The organism is Pseudophaeobacter leonis (assembly GCF_002087335.1).
In the GTDB taxonomy this organism is placed as follows: Bacteria; Pseudomonadota; Alphaproteobacteria; order Rhodobacterales; family Rhodobacteraceae; genus Pseudophaeobacter; species Pseudophaeobacter leonis.
Map to the genome: position 1 here is coordinate 31,117 of NZ_MWVJ01000007.1, position 26,041 is coordinate 57,157.

Sequence of the window (26,041 nt, forward strand, 5' to 3'; positions counted from 1 at the left end):
ACTGGTGCGACACACTGGCCTAATCCATACAAAAAGGCGCCCGCGTGTGGCGCCTTTTTAATTTATAATCAAATCCGTGCGGCCTCTACCTGATCTACCATCGCCCCAGACTGGACCGCCAGATCAGGCAAAAGCGGCGGCGAAACTCGCTTTGACCAAGACTTGCGCCTGCCACGCGCTCTGGCTGCCGAATGGACTGCATCAGGATCGCGCGTGCCTGCCAGCCAGAAAAAAGGGCAACACCGGATTGCTTTGAAACCAGATGCCGCGCCTTGTCAGCCTCGGCAATATGATCCAGGCCTTTTTGCGCCAGTCGCCGCACCCCGTCATCTGTGCCATCCAACAGCGGAATACGCTTTTGCGCGACCAGTTCGGGAATGGCCCGCAGCCAATTGGAAATACCAACACCATAGGCGAACTTGCGCACCACGACCTCGTCCGCCTGCCCCAGCGCGGCTGCGGCCATCCACATCAGGCTGCCGGTGGTCGCATCTATGTAGTGGTCGAAACCCGCCTCGTCCTCAAAGGGGTCGCGGTAGATATCCCAGCGCCGCGCCTCTGCCATGGGCTCTATCTGGCGCGCCAGATCCGGTGACAGCAGCCGTCCCAAAGGCGTGGCAACATTGTGCCTGCGAACCGGCCCGCCCTGGGTAATTTCAGCGCCAATATCGCGCCACCATTGCACCCGCATCTCGGCGATCATGCTTTCCTGACTGGCCCAGGGCGCCCGGGCCAGCTCAACATTGAAAGCATAGAGCGCAAACAAGACAGCACGGCTGGCAGGAGGCGCCGCCATCACGGCCAAAAAGCGGTCGGGGTCGGCCTGCTGCACCAGTTGCGCACAGCTGGTAAGATCGTCATCAAACTCCACCCAGAAACCCCTTTATGGCATCCAGCGTTTCCGGTGCATCCACCAGATCAAGGTGGCCGGCCCCGGCCAGTATTTTGTACTGCCCCAAAGAGCTCGCGCCTTGCATCAGGGGTTTATAGGCACTGGCAACAAAGGCCTCATCCTGGGCTCCTGCCATGAGAAGAAAGCGCGGTAATGATTTGATATCTTGCAAATAATCATCCCTTGGCGCAAAGGACCGGTTCAGACGATAGCTATATGAGGTTGTCGCCAGATGCCCCAGAGGGCCGTCCAGAACCTTTGAGGGCATATTGAACTGGATGACAGTCAGGTTGTTCCATGCGGTGATGCCAACTGCGTTGAGCATCGACAGCGCGATGAGGCGACGCACCAATGGCTGCGACCAGCCGCCGGCATTGGCGCGCATGGTTGGCGCCTTGTGGTTCAGGAACGGCGCCAACAAAACTGCGGCGTCGACAAGAGCCCCGTGTCGGCCGCCGGCAAAACGGACCACCAGCCCGCCGCCAGAAGAATGTCCCATCAGCACAACGGGTTGTCCGGGGTTGACTGTTGCTGCAATCAAATCAGCCAGATCATCCTCAAACTGTCCGATATAGTCGACATCTCCCCGGGTGCCGGCAAATGCGCCATGCCCGCGCAGATCGGGCACAAGCACCCTGCCCGAAAGCTTTGGCGCCAGGTTTGAGAACTGCAATCCGTTCCAGCCAGAGCCATGCACCAAAATCGTCAGCGGCCCCTCGCCATTGGAGTAGTGGCGCACCTGCAGCGCATAGCCATCACGCATCAGCACTGGCTTGGGCGCTGGTTGCGGCTCTGGTATCTGGTCCCCGGCCGAGCGACTATTTTCAAGCAACCGATCAAAATCAAGCGTTTGTGCCGAGGGCATATCAGTGCGGACCGGCTGCGACAGGATCAGCCCCAGAGGAATCAAAGCGGTGATCACCCCAGAAACCGCAACAAAGCTGAGGACCTCTTTGATCATTGGCTCTCTTTGCCGTCCCGAATGAGTTTCCAACGCATGGCATCCAGCAAGGCCTCAAAAGACGCGTCAATTATGTTGGCGCTGACGCCCACCGTGGACCACCGCCGCCCCTTGCCGTCCTCACAGTCGATAATGACACGGGTGACGGCCTCGGTGCCCCCCTGAGTGATCCGGACCTTGAAATCCACCAGACGCATGTCGTTGATGGTTTCCGAATAGCGGCCCAAATCCTTGGCCAGCGCCTTGGCCAAAGCGTTTATGGGGCCCCGGTCATTGCCGGTTTCATCCATCGACTCGCTCACCGAGAGACGCTTTTCGCCATCCACTTTGACCACCACGACCGCCTCGGACAGGCTGACCATCTTGTTGTATTTGTTTTTGCGCCGCTCAACCGTGACTTTGTAGCGTTTTACCTCAAAGAATGCAGGACATTGCCCCAGCTCATGGCGCGCCAGCAATTCAAACGACGCCTGCGCCGTATCATAGGAATAGCCTTCGGCCTCGCGTTCCTTGATGCGGTCCAGAATGCGTGCCAACGCCGGATCCCCTTTGGTCACCGCAAGGCCTGCTTCCTTGAGGCGGCGGCGCAGATTGGACTGCCCGGCCTGGTTCGACATCGGGATGATGCGCGCGTTGCCAACCAGCTCGGGTGCTATGTGCTCGTAGGTGCTGGGGTCTTTCAGGATGGCCCTGGCGTGCAAACCCGCCTTATGGGCAAAGGCTGACGCGCCGACATAGGGCGCTTGGTTCGTTGGCACCCGGTTCAAGATATCGTCCAGCATCCGGCTCAGCTTGGTCAGACCGGCAAGCGCTGCGGGGCTGACGCCAATGTCAAACTGGCTGGCGTAGGGCTCTTTTAGCAGCAATGTGGGGACCAGCGTCGTCAGGTTGGCATTGCCGCAGCGCTCGCCCAACCCGTTGAGCGTGCCTTGCACCTGACGGGCCCCTGCCTCGATCGCAGCCAGCGAACAGGCAACGGCATTTTCGGTGTCGTTATGGGTGTGGATACCAAGAGAGGTTCCGGGGATCCCGGAGGCAATGACATCGGCGACAATCCGGCTCACCTCACTGGGCATGGCGCCACCATTGGTGTCACAAAGAACAATCCAGCGCGCCCCGGCCTCTAGTGCTGCCCGACATGCCGCCAGGGCATAGGCTGGGTTGTCTTTGTAGCCATCAAAGAAATGTTCCGCATCATACAACGCCTCGCGTCCCTGGGCGACGATATGCGCGATGGATGCACGGATATTCTCAAGGTTTTCCTCAAGACTGATACCAAGAGCCGTAGTCACATGATAATCATGGCTCTTGCCCACCAGACAGACAGCCTGAGTGCCCGCATTCATCACAGCCGCCAGTACATCGTCGTTTTCAGCCGAGCGCCCGGCCCGCTTGGTCATACCAAAGGCGGTCATCGTGGCGCGGGTTTTGGGTGCTGCGTCAAAAAAGGCGCTGTCAGTGGGGTTGGCTCCGGGCCAGCCCCCTTCGATGTAGTCCACGCCTAATGCGTCAAGCGCCTGGGTGATTTGCTTTTTCTCTGCGGTCGAGAACTGCACCCCCTGGGTTTGCTGACCGTCACGCAGGGTTGTGTCGTAGAGATACAGCCGCTCTTTGCTCATTGCAGCCCCTCCAGTTTTGCCGGATCAAACCCAGGGCCGGGCACCAGCTCGACGCCCGCCTTGCTCATACGGACCTCAAGTCCAGCGGCGACAAAAGCTGCTTTCAGGCGATCCACTTGCGAGAAATCTTTGCTTTCCATGGCAGATTGCCGGGCCAAAACCAGACGCGCCTCAAAACTGGACAGATCCACCTTTGGCTGATCTGCCCAATCCCCCATCGTCTTTGTGAGCAAACCCAAAAGCTGCGCAGAGGCCAGTAGCCCGGCAGCATCGCCGCTTGCGGCCAATTTATGCATCTCGGCAATGGCACCAGCGGTATTCAGGTCATCCGCCACAGCGTCAAGGACCGCGGCAGCAGCGCTGGCTGCGGGCTCGATGCCCGTGGTCAGCGCCCGCCACTTGCGCAGCGTAGCTTCAGCTTCAGCTGCTTTTTTCTCAGTCCAGTCCATCGGCTTACGATAATGGGTTTGCAGAAAAACAAAACGGATCACCTCACCTGGCACACCCTTTTCCAACAGATCGTGGACGGTAAAGAAATTGCCCAGCGATTTGGACATCTTCTTGCCCTCGACCTGCAGCATCTCGTTGTGCAGCCAGTATCGTGCAAAGCTATCATCACCATGGGCACAGCAGCTTTGCGCAATTTCATTCTCATGATGCGGGAACATCAGATCATTGCCGCCGCCATGAATGTCAAACGTCGCCCCCAGCAGCTCATAAGACATGGCCGAGCATTCTATGTGCCAGCCGGCCCTGCCACGTCCCCAGGGGCTCTCCCACCCAGGTTGGCTCTCATCTGAGGGCTTCCAGAGAACAAAATCCATTGGGTTCTTTTTATAGGGGGCCACTTCGACACGCGCACCTGCAATCATATCATCCACCGACCGCCCCGACAGCTGACCATAGCCCTGTGGCCAGCTGTCAACCGCAAACAGAACATGGCCTTCTGCGGCATAGGCATGACCCTTGGCGATCAGATCTTCGATCATTGTCACCATTTGTGGGATATACTGCGTCGCACGCGGCATGAAATTGGGCTCAAGCGCCCCCAGAGCGCCCATATCATCGAGAAACCACTGGATGGTCTCATCGGTATCTCGCCGATCGAGCGCCCTGACTGCGCGGCGCGGGCGTTGATCTTGTCGTCGACATCGGTGAAATTGCGCACATAGGTCACATGGTCCTTGCCGTAGACGGCGCGCAGCAGGCGAAAGAGCACATCAAACACCACAACAGGTCTGGCATTTCCCAGATGCGCCCGATCATAGACGGTTGGGCCACAGACATACATCCGCACATTTTCGGCGTCGATCGGTGTGAACTCCGACTTTTTACGGGTTTTGGTATTGTGCAGTTTGATCGTTGTCATGACAGCTCCTAAGACGGACACGAATGTGCAGGCGCGCACAGCGGGCTTAGCAACTTGTCAAGATGAAGAAAACGACAGAAACCAGCCCGCTGAGGATTTCAGCAGGGAATACAGCAAATAATGAGGCTACGGGTCTGGTTCATGGTCAAGGGCTTAGCATGTCTTTTCCCCCGCGCCAAGGCTATAGCCTAAAACTGAAAGGCTGCGCCGACTGTTATGCGGTCTGTGCCCTGTGGCTCTGTGCTGTTGTTGCCCGAGGGCGAGTGATGCACAAACTCCCCCGTGAGCTGCAAGGCCCGGTTCAGCGAGACCCGCAGCCCGATGCCCAGAGTCTCCGCCTGACCGGTTTGGTTTACCCCCTGATCCTGGGCTTGCCCAAGGGTGATATAGCCAAGGCTTCGGCCAAAATCATAGCCCGCGCGAAGATTTACCTGCTCGGTGTCCGCACTGCCCGAAAGACCCAAATGGTGCAGGCTGGTACCACGGGAAAATGATCCTCCCAAAACGAACGCGCCATAGTCCCTGTCGGCAGAAAACGCCATCCTGGACTGGGAGTCGTGAAAGGCGCCTGCAGCTGTGCTGTGATACGGGCTGTGCTCCGAGGAAAAATAGGTCGAGGTCCAGTCGCCAGAACGCGCGGGCAGAGCCAGAGCAGACAATCCGCCTGCTGACAGAATAATCGCGGCATGTTTCCAATTTGTCTGAGCCCTTGGCATGCTTTCTTGCCCTATTTCTGCACTATTCAAAGTGCGACACCCCTAGGCCCTCAGTCTCGGTGAAATTGGTTAAGGACCTGTTCCGGCCCCATGGGATTTGTTCCCTTTTTGACTGGGTTTTGCACCAGGTGCTAACACACTGTAAAAATGAAATTTCCTAACTGAAACGGGCAAAAATTCAGGCCCCGGGCCGATGGCCAGAGATGAAATACTTGCCGCATTTTCCACATAGGTCGCAAACACGCTAGAAACGGGCGGGAAAAACGCCAAGGCTAAAGACCTTGCACGAGGGTTTTCAAATGCCGGCAGAACGAAGCGTAGTGACCGTGATCTGGCGTACAATTGGCGCCGCCCGTGGCCGTGCTGCGCGGGGCCGCCCAATGGGGCTGTTGTTTTTTCTTATCTGAACAACATAGCTCCTCCTCGCATCAAGGTTTCCCAGCATGACAGACCAACCCGGCACACCTACCCGTTCCTCAGCCCGCAGCGGTGGCCGCGCTGCCCGCCGCAGCGCCAGGGCCAGCGCCCTGCCCACCCATCTCGCCCCATCCGCCCTGGGATGGAGGGCGGTACCTATAAACCTCTGACGCAGGACGGCGTTGAGCGCATCCACAAGGCAGCACTGGACGCGCTGGAACAGATCGGCCTGGCAGATGCCCCGCCTAGCGGTGTGCAACACCTGACCAATGCGGGCTGCATTCTGGGCGACGATGGCCGCATTCGGTTCCCGCGTGCTTTGGTTGAGGATATGCTCACAAAAGCAAATCGTTCCATGGTTTTACACAGCAGAGATGGTCAAAACGACCTGGAGCTGTCGGGAAACCGGGTTCACTATGGCACGGCGGGTGCTGCGGTCATATGGTGGATGTCGAGGGCCGTCATTATCGTGAATCAACGGTCCAGGATCTTCATGACGCCGCACGGATCTGCAACAAACTCGACAATATTCATTTTGTTCAACGGCCTATGGTCTGTCGTGACATCTACGACAACCTCGAGATGGACCTGAACTCGATCTATGCCACCACCTGTGGAACCACGAAACACATCGGAACATCCTTCTCCGAGCCCGGCTTTGTCGCCCCGGCAATGGAAATGCTGCATACGATTGCAGGCGACAAAGACAAGTGGCGCGAACGCCCGTTTGTGTCCAACTCCAATTGCTTTGTCGTGCCGCCGATGAAGTTCGCAACGGAAAGTTGCGAAGTGATGGAGGAATGTATCAAACATGGCATGCCCGTCCTGCTTCTGTCCGCAGGAATGGCAGGCGCCACGGCGCCCTCAACAATTGCAGGTGCGATTACCCAGGCCGTTGCCGAATGCCTTGCGGGACTGGTTTATGTAAATGCCGTAAAACCCGGCGCTCCCGCGATTTTTGGCACCTGGCCCTTTGGTCTTGATTTGCGCAGCGGTGCGATGACAGGCGGGTCTGGTGAGCAGGCGCTCTTGTCTGCGGGCTGTGCCCAGATGCACAAATCAAGTGGTCTTCCCGGTGGCGCGGCAGCCGGGATCGCAGATTCCAAACTGCCCGACATGCAGGCCGGATGGGAACAGATGTGCTCCAATCTCATGGCGGGACTATCAGGGCTGAACATGGTCTACGAGGCCGCAGGCATGCATGCATCTTTGTTGGGTTTTTGCCATGAATCCCTTATCTTGGGGGACGATCTTATTGGCCAGGCGATGCGCTGTGTGCGCGGGATTGAGGTCAGTGACGAAACTCTGGCGCTGGATCAGATAGCGGATGTGTGCCTGAACGGCCCCGGTCACTACCTTGGCACCAGTCAGACGCTGGGGCGTATGCAGACCGATTTTGTCTATCCGGCACTTGGCGACCGGACCTCGCCAAAAGAATGGGTGGAACTGGGCAAACCCGATCTGCTCAACAAGGCAGTCGCCCGCAAAGAGCAAATTCTGTCAGAGCGGTCCGCCGCAAGGGTTTCCGCCGGAACTGGACGCAGAAATCCGGGCGCGCTTTAACATTCATCTGGGATCATAATCGAAACAGCAGGCGATGGCCCGCCCCCGCCTGCTGAAACCGCAACTTACGCGGGCGCGCTAACTTTAACCTCAACCCTCAGAAATTTGTTTTCTAACGCGCTTTCAACAGCTGCCGCCAATACTCGATCCGGGAAGAGAGCTGCAAAGCCCCCTGTTGTTTGCCGCGCATATAGCGCAGCTCCTGCCGCCTGAGTTCTGGTGAAACGCTGGCGCTGACTTGCCCCGAATGGATCCGGTTTACCACCAGTGTTTCAGGCGAGATTACCGGATCGCCCAGATGATCCCAAAGCCGTTGATACAGCTCCACATCCATCAACCAGATCAGGTCTTCGTCAAAAAATTCAAGCCAGGCGCGCCGCATCGCCAGCACCGAGGGGCTGGAGACGGTGTTCTTGCCAAATTTCAATTTGCTGGTCAGACGCGGAACCATCGCACGCTCCACAGTCCCGCCATTCCGGCTGACGCCAGATCCGCAAAGATGCCACTTTCCAGCGGAGCCAAGGGCATTCACAATGATCTCTAAGGCCCTGTCGCCGTTTAGATAATCATCTTGGAACAGGATCTTGACGATCTCGCCCTCCGCATGACGCATGGCCTTGTTCACATTGGCGGAAGCCTGACGCTTGCCGTCCCGGTTCCAGATGTGACGCACAGACAGCCGGTCGGAATAGGCCTCACAAACAGCGGCCACCGCCCCGTCATCGGATTGATCAGAGACAACCACCTCAAAATCGTCAAAGCTTTGAGACGTGAGTACCTCGAAAGATTGGGCCAGAAATGCCGCGCCTTCTCCGCCCATGGAATAGGCCGGGATACAGAGGCTGAGATGAGGCATCGGCAAGCTCCCGGAACAGGATGTCAGGCGAAAAGTTCATGTGCCAGTTCAAGGGCTTCGATCAGCGTGTCGACCTCGGCCTTGGTGTTATACAGCCCAAAGGAGGCGCGACAGGTGGCCGTCACCCCAAGATGATCCATCAATGGGCCGGCACAGTGATGACCGGCGCGCACCGCGACGCCTTTTTTGTCAAGGATCGTCGAGATGTCATGGGCATGAGCGGCACCATCAAGCGTAAAGCTAAAAATAGATGCCTTATCAGCGGTCTGCCCCTGGATATTCAGCCAGTTCAACTCTTTGAACCGATCCGCCGCATAGTCGCGCAGCGTGGCCTCATGCCGGGCAATATTGTCCATGCCCAGGTCCATCATATGCTCCAGCGCCACGCCAAGACCGATTGTCTGCACGATCCCTGGGGTTCCGGCCTCAAACATCATGGGCGGATCATTGTAGACCACGGCCTCTTTTGACACCTCGCGGATCATGTCACCGCCGCCAAGACAGGGGCGCATTTCCCCCATGCGGTCCGGGTGCACGTAGATCGCACCAGACCCCGACGGCCCATAGAGTTTGTGCCCGGTGATGGCAAAGAAATCACAGCCCAGGTCCTGCACATCCACCGGCATATGCACCGCACTTTGTGAGCCATCCACCAGAACCGGCACACCTTTTGCATGGGCGCCCTGGGTCACGGCCTTGATATCCACCACGGTTCCCAACACATTAGAGCACTGCGTCAGGGCGATCAGTTTAGTTCTTGGGGTGATCGCGTCAATCACAGCTTGTGGGTCAAGACTGCCATCGGCGGCCGTATCAACCCACTTGATCACCACGCCTTGCCGTTCGCGCAAAAAATGCCAGGGCACGATATTTGCATGATGCTCCATCCCGGACAGCAGGATCTCATCGCCCGCCACCAGCCGCTGCATCGCCCAGCTGTAGGCCACCATATTGATGCCCTCAGTGGTGCCGGAATTCAGCACGATATGGTCTTCGTGACCTGCATTCAGAAACCTGGCAATGATGCCGCGAACACCTTCGTATTTTTCGGTGGCAAGATTAGAAAGGTAGTGCAAACCCCGATGAACATTTGAATATTCCTGAGAATATGCCTGAGTGATTGCATCAATGACCACCTGGGGTTTTTGGGCAGAGGCCCCATTGTCCAGATAGGTGAGCGGCTTGCCGTTGACCTGCCGGGACAGGATCGGAAACTCTGCGCGGATTTTTTCTACATCATACATTTTCAGGCAGTCCCAGATAGTCAGGGCCAATGAGGCCGACGACAAAAATCATGGCAAAGAACATCAGGATCGTCGCCATCACAATCACGGCAAAGGCCCGCCAGAGCGAGGCAAACCCGTGCGCTTCATTGACAAAATTCAACAGAACAAAAAACAAAACCACACCGACAAGAAGGGCAAACAGTGCCCCCAAAGAGGGTGAGAACGCCATGATCAGGATCACAGCAAGCAAGGCGATAATCTGTACCAACTGATGCCAGACCAAAAGAGAAAGCATGGGCATAAAGCTCGCAGTTCCGCCCAGCCAACGCCCACCAAGGGTCAGGACCGCGGCGAAACCGACGCTCCTGATGGCTGCGGTGAAAATCGAGATGCCCATTGAATCCGGCATGAGGTTGAGGGTGACCAGATCACCTTCAAGAGGGAAGAACAGGCTGACAGAGCTAAAAAACAGCACATTGAGCGCAATCGCCAGCAGCAACCCTGTCCAAACCGCCTCGGCCGGCCATTGCCGCAACAAAATGTTGCCCGCAGCAGCCCCAGGTTGGCGCAGCGTCAAAATGACAAAGGACCATAGGAAACTCATGCTGACACCTGCGATTTTCCCCAATAGCCCTGATACATGCCGGAGATCCCGAACCACAAAAATACCGAAAACCACAGCCCACCAACGAGGGTAAGCGGCGTTCCGGGGCCGATCATGCCTGCAACCAGTCCATTCAACAACATCAAAGGGCTGGCGGCGAGAAAGGTCCAGAATAAGGCCAAGCGCGCCGCATAGGCCTCGCCCGTGCCACGCAGGCCTCGGGCCAGCAGATGCAGCACAAGAGCCAGGCCATACATCGCCAAAGGGGCCACAAAGATGATGCCAAACAACGCGTTGCTCAACAGCATGCTTTGTTCCTGCCCCGTCAGATGCGCCTCACGGGCCAAGCCTGGCATCCGCGAGATGAACATCAAAGCACAGCCAGCCATCAGGATCGCCAAAAGGCGATCCTCACGTGTTCCCATGGCCAGGAGGCGCGAAAAACGCGACGCGGCCCCCTGTAGGTCGCCAGGATATCTCCAGTGCCCGCCATTTAGCGACGCCGGGACAGCCAGCCTTCGAGGCGGGCAACAATGGCATCGGCCATTTCGCGGTCTTCAACCTCGTCGACCGCTTCAGCAAGAAACGCCAGGGTCAAAAGGTCCGTGGCCTCGCCGGTGGAAATGCCACGTGAGCGGAGATAAAACAGCGCTTCTTCGTCGATAGCACCCGTGGTGGACCCATGCGAGCAGATCACGTCGTCGGCATAGATTTCCAGTTCAGGTTTTGCCAGGAACTGACTGTCATCATCCAACAAAAGCGCCTGACTGATCTGATAGCCATCGGTCTTTTGAGCGTCTTTCTTCACCAAAATCTTGCCCTGGAACACGCCTGTGGCCCCATTGCGCAAAACCTTTTTGAACACCTGACGGCTTTCGCAATTTACCGCATCATGGGTGATGAACACCGTGTCATCGTGATGGACTTCACCATCGCCAACACAGGCGCCGGCAACATGCGCAATCGCGTCATCTCCCAACAGCTCAATCACCGCCTCGTTACGGGTCAAAATGCCGTTGACCGTGAGGGAAAAGCTTTTGAACACAGATTCAGAGCCAAGGCGCGCAAACATATGTGTCACCGCACGGCGTTCATGGTCACGCCCCTGAGCACGCACCAGATGCAGCTTACCTGTGTCGGCAATATCGACCTCCATGCAGTTGTTAAACCGCGAGGCCGCAGGCCCGTTTTCCAGGATCGTCGCCTCGGCTCCGGCCTCAACACGGATCACATGGTGCAGGATGGCGTCTGAGATCTCGGCAGAATGCACATAGACGAGATTGATCGGCTTTCTTGGCGTGCCGGTCACATGGATGGCAACACCGTCCTGGGCAAAGGCCGTATTCAGCGCGGCCAGCGGGCGCGCCACCGGCGACTGACCACGGGCCTCAAGAACGCCATAGAGGTCCTTGGCCCAGTGAATGTCCTGAGCGCAGATATCGGCGATCCGGTCGATCGTGACACCTTCAAGGCTGAGATCATCCGAGGCGTCAGCATCAAAGACACCATCAACAAACACGACCTGCAAGCGGTCGAATTCATTGAACATTGGCGCCTCATCCGAGGCAAAGACCGAGGCCTTTGGGGCCTCGGCGGCGGTCAGTGTTTCGGGGCGCGTGTATTTCCAATACTCATCGCGACGCCCGGGCAGACCCAGGGTTTGCACCCGCGACAGGGCCGCCTTACGCGAGGCTGCGAGGCAGCCGCCTTCCGGCATGCTGAGCGCGGCAAGCCGCGCCTCGGTGGCACTTTGTTTCACATCAGCAAGAGCCATTTCAGGACACCTCTGCCAGAATACCGGCATAGCCGTTGTTTTCGACTTCCAGCGCCAGCTCTGGGCCGCCGGTTTTCACGATCCGGCCACCGGCCAGAATATGCACTACGTCAGGTTTGATATGGTCCAGCAGACGCTGATAGTGGGTGATAACCAAAAAGCCACGGCCCTCGTCGCGCAGCGCGTTGACGCCTTCGGCCACCAGTTTCATGGCATCGACGTCAAGACCTGAGTCCGTCTCGTCCAGAATGCACATCTTTGGCTCCAGCATCGCCATCTGCAGGATTTCATTGCGCTTTTTCTCACCGCCGGAAAAGCCTACATTGACAGGGCGTTTCAGCATATCGGCGTCGATCTTCAGATCCTTCGCCTTGGCGCGGACCATTTTAAGGAAATCTGCCGCCGACAGCTCCTCCTCGCCGCGCGCTTTGCGCTGGGAATTCATCGCCGTACGCAAGAAGGTCATGTTACCGACACCGGGGATTTCAACCGGGTATTGGAAGGCCAGGAAAATACCGGCCGCTGCGCGCTCTTCCGGCTCCATCTCCAGCAGGTCTTCGCCTTCGAGCGTGGCACTGCCTTCGGTGACCTCATAGCCATCGCGGCCCGACAGCACGTAGGACAGGGTCGATTTACCAGAGCCGTTTGGCCCCATGATCGCGTGCACTTTGCCGGCCTCAACCGTCAGATCCAAACCATTCAGGATCTGCTTGTCTTCGTCTTCAAGTTTGACGTGCAAGTTTTTGATTTCGAGCATTTTTTCCTCGTCTCTTTTCTCGGGGCGCCGACTGTTATGCGGTGCCTGTGTTCTGGGGGGCGCTGAGATGCGCCGGAAAGCTGTTGCGCAGGGCCACCTTTGCGCGGGCGATGCCGGCGCTGTAGGTCAACTCTGCCTGTTTCGTTTTGGTCTTTGCATGCGTTGGGATCTGATCCCAGGCAAGCGGCGAAATCATCGGCCGCCCGATCGAGGCCGCATAATCATAGTATTTCAGGTGAGCCTGATCGCCGGGAGACACCCAGGTCGAGGGCACCCCATAAGAATCGGCCGTGATCAGCCCATGCAGGGAGGAGGCATAGATCTGGTCGCAGGCACTGATCTGCTGACAGGCGGTTGCGGCATCCTGCATGGGGTCGATCAGCAAAAAGTCATCGCTGCTTTGCACAAGGGCCAGAACCTCGGGATCCGCAACCTGACTGTGATGCGGCACCAGACCAATACGGTGCGTTTTTGCAGAGGCCGCTGGCAGAATCTCTGAGATCAGCAGACCCGGATCGCCGAACTGGTCGGTTTTGATCCCCAACAAAGACGCCGTAATCGGCCCACGCAGCAGGGCGATGTGAACATTGCCCAAAAAGTCCTGCGGCACAGCATGAAGCAGGCCACTGCCCCAAATCCACGGTTTCTTGCTATAGGTTTTCTTTTCAGAAAACTTACGGCGCGCGATCTGCAACAGCGAGCCCACAGCGTAAAGATCGGCCATGCCGGGCCCCCGATGCACCACCTCACGCCCGCACATATGTGCAACCACAATGGCGGAGAGCGCGTCGCCAAAATTGGCGACGCCTTTCCACCAAAACAGCTGCAAAGGTGCGTTGTGAGAGGTCACTGAGGTCATGCTTAACCGATCACCACTGCTGTGCCGCTGGCCGAAACCATCAGCATGGAATTGCCGCCCATGATGGCCGCGCCCACAACGATGCCTTTGTCGTCTGCAATCTGATATCCCTCGATCGAGGGTGTGGTTGTAACGATCATGGAAATCACTCCTCAGCGCGTTGAACGGGTGTCCTAGCCTACAGCGCGGCGTTAGCCGACCGAACCCTCCAGCGAGATTGCCACCAGTTGCTGTGCTTCCATGGCGAACTCCATCGGCAGCGCCTGCAGCACGTCCTTGCAGAAACCGTTGACCACCAGGGCCACCGCGTCCTCTTCGCCGATGCCGCGCTGGCGGCAATAGAACAGCTGCTCATCGTCCACCTTGGAGGTGGTCGCCTCGTGCTCGACCCGGGATGAGTTATTCTTCACCTCGATATAGGGCACCGTGTGCGCACCACATTTGTCGCCGATCAGCAGGCTGTCGCACTGGGTAAAGTTACGGCTGTTCTTCGCCTTGGGGTGCATCGAGACCAGACCCCGATAGGTGTTCTGCGCCTTACCGGCCGAGATGCCCTTGGAAACAATACGCGATTTGGTCTCGCGGCCAAGGTGGATCATCTTGGTGCCGGTGTCGGCCTGCTGCATATTGTTGGCAATAGCGATCGAGTAGAACTCGCCCTGGCTCTCATTGCCGCGCAGAATGCAGGAGGGGTATTTCCAGGTCACAGCAGAGCCAGTTTCCACCTGGGTCCACATGATCTTGGCCCGGTCACCGCGGCAATCGGCACGTTTGGTGACGAAATTATAGATACCGCCCTTGCCGTTCTCATCGCCGGGATACCAGTTCTGTACCGTGGAATATTTCACCTCGGCATCTTCTTCGATGATGATCTCGACCACAGCGGCGTGCAGCTGGGCGATATCACGGGCCGGCGCGGTGCAGCCCTCAAGGTAGCTGACGTATGAGCCCTTGTCGGCGATGATCAGGGTGCGCTCAAACTGGCCGGTGTTTTCCGCGTTGATACGGAAATAGGTGGACAGCTCCATCGGGCAGCGCACGCCGGGTGGGATGTAAACAAACGAGCCATCGGAGAACACGGCCGAGTTCAGCGTCGCGTAGTAGTTGTCCGAGACAGGCACCACGGTGCCGAGGTATTTCTTGACCAGCTCGGGGTGGTCCTTGATCGCTTCCGAGATCGAGCAGAAGATCACACCGGCTTTTCTCAGCTCTGCCTGAAAGGTGGTGCCCACAGAAACAGAGTCAAAAACCGCATCAACAGCGACCTTGCGTCCCTCAGCGGGCATATCCTCAGCGCCCTCGACGCCAGCAAGAATCATCTGCTCTTTCAGAGGGATGCCAAGCTTTTTGTAGGTTTCCAGCAGCTTGGGGTCGACCTCATCCAGCGATTTTGGCTTCACTTCCATCGATTTCGGACGGGCATAGTAATACTGGTCCTGGAAATCGATTTCAGGATAGTCGACCATGGCCCAGGTTGGCTCTTCTTTTTGCAGCCAGCGCTCATAGGCCTCAAGACGCCAGTTCAGCATCCACTCAGGCTCGTCGTTCTTTTCAGAGATCAAGCGGACAATATCGGTGTTCAGCCCCTTGGGGGCGTATTCCATCTCGATCTCTGTTTCCCAGCCGTATTTGTAGGTGCTCACCTCTTTCACCGCGTCCACGGTTTCCTGGTCAACACCTTCTTTGACTTGGGTCTGGTCCAAAGCGGCCATGATTACCTCCTGCATTCACGCAACACGGGCGCGATGTTTCTTGTGTTTCTGGAGCCACGCATCAGCAAAGCGCAGCACATCTTCTTTTGTTGTGGTCGGCCCGAGGGACACGCGTACGGCGCCCTGGGCGGTCTCTTCGTCAAATCCCATCGCCGTCAGCACGGCACTGGCACGCACCTTGCCGCTGGAACAGGCCGATCCGGCGCTGATGGCAAAACCAGCAAGGTCCATCTGCATGACCTGTGTTTCACCCTTCCAGCCGGGCACGGCAAAACAGGACGTATTGGGCAGCCGCTTGCCGCCTTTGCCTTCACAAATAAGCTCTGGGGCGCCAGCCACAAGGGATTCTTCCATCAGATCGCGCAGCATCTGCACCCGCTCCCAGGTGCCATCGGCCAATTGCCGGGCGGCGGCCTCGGCGGCAGCACCAAATCCGGCAATTCCGATAACATTCTCGGTCCGCGAGCGCCGACCCATTTCCTGGCCACCGCCACGAATCTGCGCCAAAAGATCGGTGCCCCGTGGCATCACCAGCGCACCAACGCCTTTTGGCCCGCCCAGCTTATGAGCAGAAATCAGCGCCATCTGCACCCCAAGCCAGTTGAACGCAAAGGGCAGCTTGCCAAAGGCCTGCGTAACATCGCTCACGGCCAGTCCCTGGGGCAGCTCCTGCACCACACCCGTTTCAGAATTTGCCAGCTGCAGCGTTGATGCCTCAGGAGACAAAACCTCTACAGCTCCGGCAGCGGACACGGCAAGATCCTCTTTAATCCAGGCCCTTACGGCGTCATGCTCAACCGGGGCGCCATGTAGGTTGCGCCCAGCCAGAGCCAGCGACGCCCCCTCGGTCGAGCCCGAGGTGAAGACAATATCCGCGCCATCCGCGCCAATCGCGGCGGCAATCTGGCCACGGGCACGCTCAACAATCGCCTTGGCAGCGCGCCCTTCAGCATGCACCGAAGAGGGATTGCCGCAATAGTCCATCGCCGCAATCATTGCCGCACGCGCCTCGGAATGAAGCGGCGTCGTTGCGTTGTGGTCCAGATAAACCCGCTTCATGGAGTCACCTTTTCCAACAAGGGCTGGTCTTTGCAAACATACTCCATATCCTGGCTATTCCGCGTCTACGACCGAGAAAAGGTTCGGCACAGCCGGACAGGGGGCCAAATCGTTCTGGATCACATCCGACAGTCTTGTCTGGTGCAAAAAGACATAAACATGCGCGCTGAGGCTTTCCCAAAGACGGTTGGTCAAAGACTGTGCCCGACTGCCGCTTGTCGCCCCAGACGCACCTGCCCCCTTGTGCATGGCGTCAACCGTTTCATCAACCGCGCTCAGAATATCGACAACGCGGATTTCAGAAGGAGGGCGCGCCAGACGATAGCCGCCGCCGGGGCCCCGCACAGAGGCCACCAGTTCAGCGCGACGCAGGTTTTACAAACAACTGCTCCAGATAAGGCAAAGACACATTCTGCCGCTTGGAAATATCCCCAAGGACAACCAATGAGCCCTCGGGCTGCAGCGCAATATCTGCCAGCGCGACCATCGCATAGCGCCCTTTGGTAGAAAGCTTCATCTTTCCATCTCTCCAAACGTCAGTTCAGACGCGAAAACATTGACCTTATAGCCGTGAGTGCGTATCTCAGCGTAACGGTGCAATGCAATGGCCTGCGCCAGCAATTAGAATTGTTCTAAGATGGCTGATGGAATTCGTCAAGTATTCCTGACCAACATCTGCAGAAAATGAGAATAGGATCCACCCACCCATGCCTGAGGTCATTTTTCCCGGACCCGAAGGCCGCCTGGAAGGCCGCTATCACCCCCAAAAAGAAAAAGACGCGCCCATCGCCATCGTGCTGCATCCGCATCCGCAGTTTGGCGGCACAATGAACAACAAGGTCGTCTACAACCTGCACTACGCGTTTTACAACATGGGCTTTACCGTTTTGCGGTTCAATTTCCGTGGTGTAGGCCGCTCGCAGGGTGAATATGATCAGGGTATTGGTGAGCTGTCTGACGCGGCCTCTGCGCTCGACTACCTGCAGTCGATGAACAACAACTCCAAGCATTGCTGGGTTGCCGGTTTTTCTTTTGGCGCCTGGATCGGCATGCAGCTGTTGATGCGCCGCCCAGAGATCACCGGCTTTATTTCGGTGGCACCACCTGCCAATATGTATGACTTTTCGTTCCTGGCGCCCTGCCCGGCCTCTGGCCTGATCATCAACGGCAGTGCTGATCGCGTGGCGCCGCCCGCCGATACGGTCAATCTGGTTAACAAACTGCACGAGCAAAAAGGCATCACCGTCACCCATACCGAGGTAGAAGGTGCCGATCACTTCTTCCAGGGCGATCATATGGATACGCTGATGGGGCACACCACCGACTATGTGAAACGTCGCCTGACCGAGAACACACGCTGATGGGAACAATCGAAACGCTGGGAGAAAAGCTGGCGGTCGATACCCTCAAGGTTCAGGACGCCATTGGCGAGGATCGCTTTTACATGGAGGTCGCCCAGGTTCTTGGGGCGGCCTCGCAATCCCTGGAAGAAGCCTTTCTGACCGAAATCCGTGTCCGGCTTGCGGAACGCAAGGCACGCGAGTTTATCAGCGCCAAACTGGCGCAGGTGCAAAGCAGTCTCGAAGAGAAAGCCGGTAAATGAGCCAACGCCTAAAGGCACAGTTCACCTTTTTGCAGGAAGCAGATCGCCTTCGGAGTATCGAACGACAGAACCTGATTCTGGATTGCTCCCGGCGGGAAAATTCTGCCGAACACAGTTGGCATCTGGCGCTCTACGCGCTTGTCCTGGCGCCGTTTGCCGACCAGCAGGTCGATATCGCCCGGGTTATTCAGATGCTTTTGCTGCATGATCTGGTTGAGATTGACGCCGGAGATCACCCCATCCATGACGCGGTCGACTGGGCGGCGGTAGAGCAGGCCGAACAAGCAGCCGCAGTGCGGCTGTTTGGCCTGTTGCCACAGGACCAGGGCGCGGCCCTGCATGCGCTTTGGCTGGAATTTGAGCAGGCTGAAAGCCCGGAGGCAAAATTTGCCAAACGGCTGGATCACTGCCAGCCCATTTTTCAGACCCTTTATGGTGCATCCCCTCTGCCCGACCACATCGATGTGGTGCGCGAAAACCTGTTTCGCGGCCGGGCCACCGCGTTGCAGCACGGCTTTCCAGAGGCCTATTTCCACGGGATCTCCCTGCTGGGCCACGAGGTTGCGCACGACAGTACTGCGCTGACCCAGCGCCTGCCCTTCCTCAATCAGGCCGATGGGCTCAAGACCATTTTACGCGCCACCCGCCTTGGCGATGGCTCGCGGCAAGAGAACTCGGCAGAACACAGCTGGCACATCATGCTGTACGGCTGGATTCTGGGAGAATACGCCACAGCTGAAATTGACCTCGACCGGGTTCTGCAGATGTTACTGCTGCATGATATTGTTGAGGTCGACGCCGGTGACACACCTATTCACGGCGCACAATCGCCTGATGCACAGGCGGCGCAAATCGCGCTGGAGCAGGCGGCAGCCAAAAGGCTGTTCGGCCTGCTGCCAGAGGAACAGGGGGCCGCGTTTCACCGGCTTTGGGATGAGTTCGAAGCGGCCGAAAGCCCCGATGCGGTCTTTGCCAAAGCGATAGACCGGGTGCAGCCCGTGCTGTTGAATTTGCAAAATGGCGGTGGCAGCTGGATCGACTACAACGTCAGCCTGCAGCAGGTCGAAGACAGGGTTGGCACCAAAGTCACCCGGGGCGCTCCTGCGGTCTGGCTACATGTACGCACCGAGATAACCCCTTGGTTTGATGTAAATCACACCAGCTGAGCAGCACGAATTTACCCTGCACGGTCAGGGGTGACTCTCTGGCGTGCCGGCTCGAAACCTTGCACCAGAACCTTATCCTGGCTGAGCGTCAGAAAGCCCCCTGCCGGCAACTCATTCCAGCCCTGCTGATTTTGCTCTAGTGGTTCTGAGACCACGGCCCAGCCCTGATGTGACGCGCTCCAGCGATAGTATAGCGAGGGCGCGATATGATCTGAGGAATGGCGCGCCGCATAAAGGCGCTCCCCATCTGAAAAGGCCGCCGAAAGCCGCATATGCGGCGTTGTGCCCCGCGCCCGAGACAGAGCCTCCATTTTGGCCACAGCCCGCTCCATCGCCGCCAAAGGGTCGTGATCCAGGCCCTCATTCAGCGCCAGCAGAAACAGAACCTCACTGTCAGTTGCCCCCTTGCGGTGCTGGTAGAGCTGATCCGGGATACACATATCGCCATGGCGGCGGAAACTGTCAAAACCGCCCACCTGACCATTGTGCATGAACGACCAGCGCCCGGCGGCAAAGGGGTGGCAATTGTTGCGACTGATGGCAGAGCCGGTTGAGGCCCGCACATGCGACAAAAACAGCCCCGAGCGCACCTGATGCGCCAGCGCGCGCAGGTTGGTATCGGACCAGGCGGGATAAACATCGCGGTACAACCCGGGCTCTGCCCTTGTGTCGTACCAGGCGACGCCAAACCCGTCACCATTGGTCCGGGTTTTGCACTCTGCTGCCTGCTGGCTTTGTGCCACGAGAGAGTGACCAGGGCGACAAATGACATCCTCAAGAAAGATCGGTGATCCGAGATAGGCGGCCCAGCGACACATATTACGTGAACTCCTGTGAGTGGTTGGCTCTGCGACGGTGCGCTGATAGCGCGGGGTGAAACTCTGGTCGATCCGCCGCCTTGCACAGGGACCTGTTCATTTGTGCAAATTCCATACGCGGCAAAAGGGCGGCAAAAGGATTGGCAAAGCCTAGCGTGAAAAAGTAAAAATTCTGCCGTTTCCAGACTGTTTTCACCCTCTGTCGTCGGCTATGGCGAGGGAGCAGGACAGGTGTTCAGCCTGCAAAACAGTGGTTCAGCCTGAAAAAAGGATCATGGGCATGCCCCTACATTACCTCTATCTGATCGTTGCCGTGATCGCAGAGACCATAGGCACCACAGCCCTGCAGGCGAGCCAGCAGTTCACCCGGCTTGGCCCCTCATTGCTGGTCCTGGTCGCCTATGGGTTTTCGTTTTACATGCTGGGGCAGACGCTCAAATTCATGCCGGTTGGTCTGGTTTATGCGATCTGGGCCGGGCTGGGGATTGTGCTGATCGCCCTGATTGGCCTCGTGATGTTTGGCCAGCGGCTCGATCTGCCTGCCCTGATAGGCATCGGTTTGATCCTTGCCGGAGTGCTGGTCATACATCTCTTTTCCTCCTCCTCCCGTCACTAGCCGGTCCCTAGGCAGGCCGTTTCAGGCGCCGCTTCAGGTGCCGCGCACAGGATGAGATGCACAGGGCTAAGGGTCGAAAGCAGGCAGATCACGAAATATTTGCGGCCAAATGCGCAGTATTGTTGCGGCTTCTGCGTCACAGGCACAAACTGGCGTATTTCTGCTGGCCTTTGGCGTGGGATCGGGCTATGGGCGGCGCAACTTCCTTACAAAGGCTGACGTCATGGACATGCGCAACATTGCGATCATTGCTCACGTGGACCACGGTAAAACCACCCTGGTCGATGAGCTTCTGAAACAATCCGGCGCCTTCCGCGAAAACCAGGCTGTGGCTGAACGTGCCATGGATAGCGACGACCTGGAACGCGAGCGGGGCATTACCATTTTCGCCAAACCCACCTCGGTGGAATGGAACGGCACCCGTATCAACATCGTTGACACCCCCGGCCACGCTGATTTCGGCGGCGAAGTCGAACGTATCCTGTCGATGGTAGACGGTGTTGTCCTGCTGGTGGATGCTGCCGAAGGCCCGATGCCTCAGACCAAATTCGTGACCTCCAAGGCCTTGGCCCTGGGTCTGCGCCCCATTGTGGTGCTGAACAAGGTCGACAAGAACGATGCCGAGCCTGACCGTGCCCTAGATGAGTGCTTTGACCTCTTTGCCTCGCTTGACGCCACCGAAGATCAGCTCGACTTCCCACATATGTATGCTTCTGGCCGCTCTGGCTGGGCCGATGCAGAACTCGACGGTCCCCGAAAGGATCTGCACGCACTGTTCAATCTCATCGTGAACCACGTGCCAGAACCAAAGCAGATCAAGCACCAGAACGAAGATTTCCGCATGCTGGCTACAACACTGGGCTCTGACCCCTTTGTGGGCCGTCTGCTGACCGGCCGTGTTGAGACTGGCACCCTGAAAGTTGGCGCAACCGTGCAGGCCCTGTCCCGCATCGGCCAAAAGATCGAACAGTTCCGCGTCACCAAAATTCAGGCCTTCCGCGGCCTGGCGCAGCAGGACATCGACGAAGCCCAGGCTGGCGACATCGTCTCGCTGGCTGGCATGACCAAGGCAACCGTGGCCGACACGATCTGTGCCCTGGCCGTGGATACAGCGCTCGAAGCGCAGCCAATCGATCCGCCCACCATCACTGTGACCTTTGGCATTAACGACAGCCCGCTGGCGGGCCGTGACGGCAAAAAAGTTCAGTCGCGTGTCATCCGTGACCGCCTGATGAAAGAAGCCGAAGGCAATGTTGCGATCAAAATCACCGACACCCCCGGTGGTGACGCTTTTGAGGTTGCCGGTCGTGGCGAACTTCAGATGGGTGTTTTGATCGAGAACATGCGTCGCGAGGGCTTTGAGCTGTCGATTTCGCGTCCGCAGGTTCTGATGAAAGAAGTTGACGGCGTGCGCATGGAGCCAATCGAAGAAGCAACCATCGACGTTGATGACGAATACTCGGGCGCTGTGATCGAAAAAATCACCGGAGCGCGCAAAGGGGAGCTGGTTGAGATGCGCCCCGCAGGTGCCGGCAAGACCCGCATCATCGCCCATGTTCCTTCACGCGGCCTGATCGGCTATCATGGCGAATTCCTCACTGACACGCGCGGTACAGGCGTGTTGAACCGCGTCTTCCACGGCTGGGCCCCTCATAAAGGCACCATCCCTGGCGGTCGTGCTGGTGTTTTGCTGTCCATGGAAAGCGGCCAGTCCGTGGCCTATGCGCTGTGGAACCTGGAAGATCGCGGCAAGATGTTCATCGGCGCGCAAGTCGATGTTTACACCGGCATGATCATTGGCGAGCACTCTCGTGAAAACGATCTCGAAGTGAACCCGCTGAAGGGCAAAAAGCTGACCAACGTTCGTGCCTCGGGCACCGACGAAGCCGTGCGTTTGACCACCCCTGTCACGCTGTCTCTGGAAGAGGCGATTGCCTATATCAACGACGACGAGCTGGTGGAAGTGACGCCAAACTCGATCCGTCTTCGCAAGCGCTACCTCGACCCGCATGAGCGCAAGCGCATGTCGCGTAGCGCCTGATCAAAGCGTAGATTTCTGAGATTTGGGAGCGCCTTCGGGCGCTCCTTTTTTATTGCACAGCCTGTTCAGATTTGTCCGTGCAGATCTGTCGGCGCAAATCAGTCGCACACCCAAAAATAAAGGGCACCTCATAGTGAAGCGCCCTTTTGTCTTTGTTGGTGTGATCTTTGGATCTACTCGCTGGTTTCCACCACCATCAGCTCGCGTTCAGAGGCGTCACGGGCATGCGCCAGCGCCTCTTGGTATTCCGGGCTGTGATAGCAATCGACTGCGGCTTCCAGGCTGGGGAATTTTGCCACGACATTGCGGGGGCGTTCTTTGCCTTCGAGCTGAATAAAGCGTCAGCCCCGGGCGAGGAATTCGCCGCCAGCCTTGGCAACAGCCGGGCCAGCCAATTTGGCATATTTGCCATAGGCTTCTTCATCGGTGACGGTAACATGTGCAATCCAAAGTGCGGGCATTGGGGATCCTTCCGGTAACTGCCTTGGCTGGCGCCAGCATAGGCAACTGACAGCCGAGGTCGATGATTTTTTACCACTTGGTCCAAACCATCCAGCCCGTTTTTTTTCACGCCCCCTCTGCCGCAGCATCAGGGCCGAAAGGAAGAGCGTCCCCCTCCCGGCCAATCCATGCTAGCCCGCAAGAACGCCTTCAGCTGCCTTGATCGCAGCTTCGGCATTTTCGGCACTTTTGCCGCCGCCCTGGGCCATATCAGGGCGACCACCGCCGCCCTTGCCGCCCAGCTCAGCCACGGCGGCCTTGACCAGATCAACAGCCGAAACCCTGTCCGTTACATCCGCCGTCACGCCAGCGGCCACAGCGGCTTTGCCGCCCGCATCTGCAATCAGCAAAACCGCACCAGAGCCGAGCCGCGATTTGTGCTCGTCCAGCAGCGCGGGCAGATCCTTGCCCGACACACCAGACAGAACCTGGGCAAAGAATTTGACGCCGCCGATTTCTTTGGCCTCCGTCTCACCTGTGCCTGCTCCCCCGGCCATGGCCAGGTCACGACGCAGTTGCGCCACCTCATTTTGCAGCGATTTACGCTCATCCATCAAGGCCTTAAGACGCTCAGGTACATCGCCCGACTGGGCTTTCAGCATCAGGGCAACCTCACCCATGCGGGCGGCTTCGCCTTTGAGGTAGTCAAAGGCAGCCGCACCGGTCAAAGCCTCGATACGCCGCACCCCGGCCGAAGACGCACTGTCGCCAAGAATGACAAAGGTGCCGATATCGCCGGTCTGGCGCACATGGGTGCCGCCGCACAGCTCGATCGAGTAGGTGTCACCGGCGTGGCCCTTGCCCGTTGCCGCCCGGCCCATTGAGACCACACGGACCTCATCGCCGTATTTCTCGCCAAAGAGCGCCTGAGCGCCCAACCCACGGGCATCGTCAGGTGACATAATGCGGGTTTCGACATCTGTGTTCTGCCGAATATAGGCATTCACATCGACAGAGACCTGCGCCAGCTCGGCGTCGCTCAGAGCCTTGGTGTGGCTGAAATCGAACCGAAGGCGATCATCGGCATTCAGGGACCCGCGCTGCGCCACATGTTCGCCAAGCGCGTCCCGCAGGGCCTCATGCAGCAGGTGGGTGGCGGAATGGTTGGCGCGAATTGCCGCGCGACGGGAATGGTCGACCGTCAGTTGCGCAGGCGCACCTGAGGTAACAAGCCCTTCAACCACTTCACACCCATATGGATAAAGACGCCAGCCGCCTTTTTAGTGTCTTTGATACGGATCACGCCACCGTCGACGCGAATCTCGCCAGCGTCACCGACCTGTCCGCCGGATTCGGCGTAGAACGGCGTCTGGTTCAGCACCAGCTGCACGCTGTCGCCCTGCCCGGCTTCTTTTACCTCGCCGCCCTCTTTTACCAGCGCCACGATCTGGCCCTCGGCCGCCTCGGTCTCATAGCCCAGGAAATCGGTGGCGCCGTGTTTGTCGGCGATATCAAACCAGATGGTGCTGTCGGCGCTTTCGCCAGAGCCAGCCCAGGCGGCGCGCGCCTTTGCCTTTTGCTCTGCCATGGCGGTGTCAAAGCCCTCGGTGTCGACCTCACGGCCCGTTTCACGCAGGGCATCCTGCGTCAGATCAAGCGGAAAGCCAAACGTATCATAGAGTTTGAAAGCGGCCGCCCCCGGCAAGGGAGCATCAGTCGCCAGCGTTGAGACCTCATCGTCCAGCAGTTTCAGCCCACGTTCCAGCGTCTGTTTGAAGCGGGTTTCTTCCAGATTCAGGGTTTCTTCGATCATGGACTGCGCCTGGCCCAATTCCGGGTAGGCCGTGCCCATCTGTTGCACCAAAGCGGGCACCAGACGGTGCATCACGGGATCCTTGGCGCCAAGAAGATGCGCATGGCGCATGGCACGGCGCATGATACGGCGCAGCACGTAGCCGCGGCCATCATTGGAGGGCATAACGCCATCGGCCATCAGAAACGAGGTCGAGCGCAAATGGTCAGCGATCACCCGGTGGTGCACGTTCTGGTCGCCATAGGGGTCTGAACTGGTGACATCCGCCGAGGCTTCGATCAGGGATTTGAACAGATCGGTGTCATAGTTGTCGTGGCTGCCCTGCAGAAGGGCGCCAATACGTTCCAGCCCCATGCCGGTGTCGATCGACTGCATGTCCAGTGGCACCATTGAGCCATCTTCGAACTTTTCGTTCTGCATGAAGACCACGTTCCAGATCTCGATGAAACGATCGCCGTCCTCATCAGGAGAGCCCGGAGGTCCCCCCCAGATGTGGTCGCCATGGTCATAGAAAATCTCGGTGCAGGGTCCGCAGGGACCGGTTGGCCCCATTTGCCAGAAGTTGTCCGAGGTCGCGATGCGGATGATCCGGTCTTCTGGAACACCCAGCTTTTTCCAGATCTGAAAGGCCTCGTCATCGGTGTGATACACGGTTGGTCAACAAGCGGTTCTTGTCGATGCCAAATTCCTTGGTGATCAACTCCCAGGCGAAGGTAATCGCCTCTTCCTTGAAATAGTCGCCAAAAGAAAAGTTTCCGAGCATCTCGAAAAACGTATGGTGGCGCGCGGTATAGCCGACATTGTCCAGATCGTTGTGCTTGCCGCCTGCCCGCACACATTTCTGCGCGGTTGTGGCGCGTTGGTAGTCGCGGCTTTCAACCCCGGTAAAGAGGTTCTTGAACTGAACCATCCCGGAATTGACAAACATCAGGGTTGGGTCGTTGCGCGGCACCAGCGGGCTGGACGCAACCACCTCGTGCCCGTTTTTGGCAAAGTAGTTCAGGAAGGTGGAGCGGATTTCGTTCAGCGTCGCCATGATTTTGGTTCTCTTTGCGGGCAATATTGAGAGTTTCATTGAGGTTTATCCCCCCAACCCGCCTCTGTCCACAGCCTGCATTCAGACCGGTCACGCAAAAAGGACGCAGCCTGGGCCACGTCC

At 57.9% G+C, this 26,041-nt stretch carries 18 protein-coding genes and 7 pseudogenes; 6 read left to right on the forward strand and 19 right to left on the reverse strand.

The window, feature by feature from the left end; all coding sequences use genetic code 11:
- Positions 1-94 precede the first annotated feature (94 nt).
- The 5 genes and pseudogenes from B4968_RS03255 to B4968_RS03275 form a co-directional block, all read right to left on the reverse strand.
- Positions 95-871: a squalene/phytoene synthase family protein gene (locus B4968_RS03255; RefSeq protein ID WP_083096577.1), complete on the reverse strand. Its 777-nt coding sequence runs from the start codon at positions 869-871 to the stop codon at positions 95-97.
- Positions 861-1,853 (reverse strand): alpha/beta hydrolase, encoded by a 993-nt coding sequence (locus tag B4968_RS03260; RefSeq protein WP_083096579.1) that lies wholly within the window; start codon positions 1,851-1,853, stop codon positions 861-863. Before B4968_RS03260 ends, B4968_RS03255 begins: the two co-directional genes overlap by 11 nt.
- Positions 1,850-3,472: a citramalate synthase gene (cimA, locus tag B4968_RS03265; RefSeq protein WP_083096581.1), complete on the reverse strand. Its 1,623-nt coding sequence runs from the start codon at positions 3,470-3,472 to the stop codon at positions 1,850-1,852. The genes B4968_RS03260 and cimA overlap by 4 nt, the downstream gene beginning before the upstream one ends.
- Positions 3,469-4,841, reverse strand: a pseudogene (gene cysS / locus B4968_RS03270) (cysteine--tRNA ligase). Before cysS ends, cimA begins: the two are co-directional and overlap by 4 nt.
- A 188-nt stretch (positions 4,842-5,029) precedes the next feature.
- Entirely contained in the window at positions 5,030-5,557 is a 528-nt protein-coding gene (locus B4968_RS03275; protein WP_139792559.1) for a hypothetical protein, read from the reverse strand.
- Between the two features lie 443 nt (positions 5,558-6,000).
- Here B4968_RS03275 and B4968_RS03280 point away from each other — a divergent pair.
- A pseudogene (locus tag B4968_RS03280) lies at positions 6,001-7,556 on the forward strand (trimethylamine methyltransferase family protein).
- Positions 7,557-7,649: 93 nt separating this feature from the next.
- Here B4968_RS03280 and B4968_RS03285 read toward each other — a convergent pair.
- The 11 genes and pseudogenes from B4968_RS03285 to iscR all read right to left on the reverse strand — a co-directional run bounded on the left by B4968_RS03285 (position 7,650) and on the right by iscR (position 16,901).
- Positions 7,650-8,393, reverse strand: a complete 744-nt coding sequence (locus B4968_RS03285) for a glycosyltransferase family 2 protein (protein ID WP_083096585.1) — start codon at positions 8,391-8,393, stop codon at positions 7,650-7,652.
- A 23-nt stretch (positions 8,394-8,416) separates the two neighbouring features.
- Positions 8,417-9,637: a cysteine desulfurase gene (locus B4968_RS03290; RefSeq protein WP_083096587.1), complete on the reverse strand. Its 1,221-nt coding sequence runs from the start codon at positions 9,635-9,637 to the stop codon at positions 8,417-8,419.
- Positions 9,630-10,223 (reverse strand): Yip1 family protein, encoded by a 594-nt coding sequence (locus tag B4968_RS03295; RefSeq protein WP_083096589.1) that lies wholly within the window; start codon positions 10,221-10,223, stop codon positions 9,630-9,632. Before B4968_RS03295 ends, B4968_RS03290 begins: the two co-directional genes overlap by 8 nt.
- Positions 10,220-10,716: pseudogene (locus B4968_RS03300) on the reverse strand (YIP1 family protein). The gene B4968_RS03295 and the pseudogene B4968_RS03300 overlap by 4 nt, the downstream one beginning before the upstream one ends.
- Entirely contained in the window at positions 10,717-11,997 is a 1,281-nt protein-coding gene (locus B4968_RS03305) for a SufB/SufD family protein (protein ID WP_083096594.1), read from the reverse strand. It lies immediately after the preceding pseudogene.
- Position 11,998: 1 nt separating this feature from the next.
- Entirely contained in the window at positions 11,999-12,754 is a 756-nt protein-coding gene (gene sufC, locus B4968_RS03310; protein ID WP_083096596.1) for a Fe-S cluster assembly ATPase SufC, read from the reverse strand.
- A 34-nt stretch (positions 12,755-12,788) separates the two neighbouring features.
- Complete coding sequence (locus B4968_RS03315) at positions 12,789-13,613, reverse strand: polysaccharide pyruvyl transferase family protein (protein WP_083096598.1); 825 nt, start codon at positions 13,611-13,613, stop codon at positions 12,789-12,791.
- 50 nt (positions 13,614-13,663) lie between these two features.
- A pseudogene (locus B4968_RS22945) lies at positions 13,664-13,753 on the reverse strand (heavy metal-binding domain-containing protein); the annotation flags it as partial.
- A 51-nt stretch (positions 13,754-13,804) separates the two neighbouring features.
- Positions 13,805-15,325: a Fe-S cluster assembly protein SufB gene (gene sufB / locus B4968_RS03320; protein WP_083096653.1), complete on the reverse strand. Its 1,521-nt coding sequence runs from the start codon at positions 15,323-15,325 to the stop codon at positions 13,805-13,807.
- 15 nt (positions 15,326-15,340) lie between these two features.
- Positions 15,341-16,384, reverse strand: a complete 1,044-nt coding sequence (locus tag B4968_RS03325; RefSeq protein WP_083096600.1) for a cysteine desulfurase family protein — start codon at positions 16,382-16,384, stop codon at positions 15,341-15,343.
- Between the two features lie 54 nt (positions 16,385-16,438).
- Positions 16,439-16,901, reverse strand: a pseudogene (gene iscR, locus B4968_RS03330) (Fe-S cluster assembly transcriptional regulator IscR).
- Positions 16,902-17,091: 190 nt separating this feature from the next.
- Between iscR and B4968_RS03335 the strand changes: the two are divergent.
- From B4968_RS03335 to B4968_RS03345, 3 genes are read left to right on the forward strand one after another with little or no spacing between them, the layout of a single operon-like run.
- The gene (locus B4968_RS03335) at positions 17,092-17,745 is read left to right on the forward strand and encodes an alpha/beta hydrolase (protein ID WP_083096602.1); all 654 of its coding nucleotides are present in this window, start codon (positions 17,092-17,094) and stop codon (positions 17,743-17,745) included.
- Positions 17,745-17,987, forward strand: coding sequence for a hypothetical protein (locus B4968_RS03340; RefSeq protein ID WP_083096603.1), 243 nt, complete (start codon positions 17,745-17,747; stop codon positions 17,985-17,987). The genes B4968_RS03335 and B4968_RS03340 overlap by 1 nt, the downstream gene beginning before the upstream one ends.
- The gene (locus tag B4968_RS03345; protein ID WP_083096605.1) at positions 17,984-19,153 is read left to right on the forward strand and encodes an HD domain-containing protein; all 1,170 of its coding nucleotides are present in this window, start codon (positions 17,984-17,986) and stop codon (positions 19,151-19,153) included. The genes B4968_RS03340 and B4968_RS03345 overlap by 4 nt, the downstream gene beginning before the upstream one ends.
- 11 nt (positions 19,154-19,164) lie before the next feature.
- On the opposite strand, the gene B4968_RS03350 is transcribed toward B4968_RS03345, so the two are convergent.
- Positions 19,165-19,971, reverse strand: a complete 807-nt coding sequence (locus B4968_RS03350; RefSeq protein ID WP_083096608.1) for a class II glutamine amidotransferase — start codon at positions 19,969-19,971, stop codon at positions 19,165-19,167.
- A 280-nt stretch (positions 19,972-20,251) separates the two neighbouring features.
- On the opposite strand from B4968_RS03350, the gene B4968_RS03355 reads away from it, so the two are divergent.
- Together B4968_RS03355 and typA are read left to right on the forward strand one after the other, a co-directional pair.
- Positions 20,252-20,587 (forward strand): DMT family transporter, encoded by a 336-nt coding sequence (locus B4968_RS03355; protein WP_083096655.1) that lies wholly within the window; start codon positions 20,252-20,254, stop codon positions 20,585-20,587.
- A gap of 223 nt (positions 20,588-20,810) precedes the next feature.
- Positions 20,811-22,628 carry a translational GTPase TypA gene (typA, locus tag B4968_RS03360; protein ID WP_083096657.1) on the forward strand — a complete coding sequence of 606 codons (1,818 nt, stop codon included), beginning with the start codon at positions 20,811-20,813 and terminating at the stop codon, positions 22,626-22,628.
- 173 nt (positions 22,629-22,801) lie between these two features.
- On the opposite strand, the pseudogene B4968_RS03365 reads toward typA, so the two are convergent.
- A pseudogene (locus B4968_RS03365) lies at positions 22,802-23,089 on the reverse strand (DUF1330 domain-containing protein).
- Between the two features lie 171 nt (positions 23,090-23,260).
- A pseudogene (gene alaS, locus B4968_RS03370) lies at positions 23,261-25,918 on the reverse strand (alanine--tRNA ligase).
- Between the last annotated feature and the right edge of the window lie 123 nt (positions 25,919-26,041).

Bases quoted from the DNA above. Each gene is read 5' to 3' on its own strand.
- B4968_RS03260 (WP_083096579.1), bottom strand. From the start codon at position 1,853: ATGATCAAAGAGGTCCTCAGCTTTGTTGCGGTTTCTGGGGTGATCACC.
- cimA (WP_083096581.1), bottom strand. From the start codon at position 3,472: ATGAGCAAAGAGCGGCTGTATCTCTACGACACAACCCTGCGTGACGGT.
- B4968_RS03275 (WP_139792559.1), bottom strand. From the start codon at position 5,557: ATGCCAAGGGCTCAGACAAATTGGAAACATGCCGCGATTATTCTGTCA.
- B4968_RS03285 (WP_083096585.1), bottom strand. From the start codon at position 8,393: ATGCCTCATCTCAGCCTCTGTATCCCGGCCTATTCCATGGGCGGAGAA.
- B4968_RS03290 (WP_083096587.1), bottom strand. From the start codon at position 9,637: ATGTATGATGTAGAAAAAATCCGCGCAGAGTTTCCGATCCTGTCCCGG.
- B4968_RS03295 (WP_083096589.1), bottom strand. From the start codon at position 10,223: ATGAGTTTCCTATGGTCCTTTGTCATTTTGACGCTGCGCCAACCTGGG.
- B4968_RS03305 (WP_083096594.1), bottom strand. From the start codon at position 11,997: ATGGCTCTTGCTGATGTGAAACAAAGTGCCACCGAGGCGCGGCTTGCC.
- sufC (WP_083096596.1), bottom strand. From the start codon at position 12,754: ATGCTCGAAATCAAAAACTTGCACGTCAAACTTGAAGACGAAGACAAG.
- B4968_RS03315 (WP_083096598.1), bottom strand. From the start codon at position 13,613: ATGACCTCAGTGACCTCTCACAACGCACCTTTGCAGCTGTTTTGGTGG.
- sufB (WP_083096653.1), bottom strand. From the start codon at position 15,325: ATGGCCGCTTTGGACCAGACCCAAGTCAAAGAAGGTGTTGACCAGGAA.
- B4968_RS03325 (WP_083096600.1), bottom strand. From the start codon at position 16,384: ATGAAGCGGGTTTATCTGGACCACAACGCAACGACGCCGCTTCATTCC.
- B4968_RS03335 (WP_083096602.1), top strand. From the start codon at position 17,092: ATGCCTGAGGTCATTTTTCCCGGACCCGAAGGCCGCCTGGAAGGCCGC.
- B4968_RS03340 (WP_083096603.1), top strand. From the start codon at position 17,745: ATGGGAACAATCGAAACGCTGGGAGAAAAGCTGGCGGTCGATACCCTC.
- B4968_RS03345 (WP_083096605.1), top strand. From the start codon at position 17,984: ATGAGCCAACGCCTAAAGGCACAGTTCACCTTTTTGCAGGAAGCAGAT.
- B4968_RS03350 (WP_083096608.1), bottom strand. From the start codon at position 19,971: ATGTGTCGCTGGGCCGCCTATCTCGGATCACCGATCTTTCTTGAGGAT.
- B4968_RS03355 (WP_083096655.1), top strand. From the start codon at position 20,252: ATGCCCCTACATTACCTCTATCTGATCGTTGCCGTGATCGCAGAGACC.
- typA (WP_083096657.1), top strand. From the start codon at position 20,811: ATGGACATGCGCAACATTGCGATCATTGCTCACGTGGACCACGGTAAA.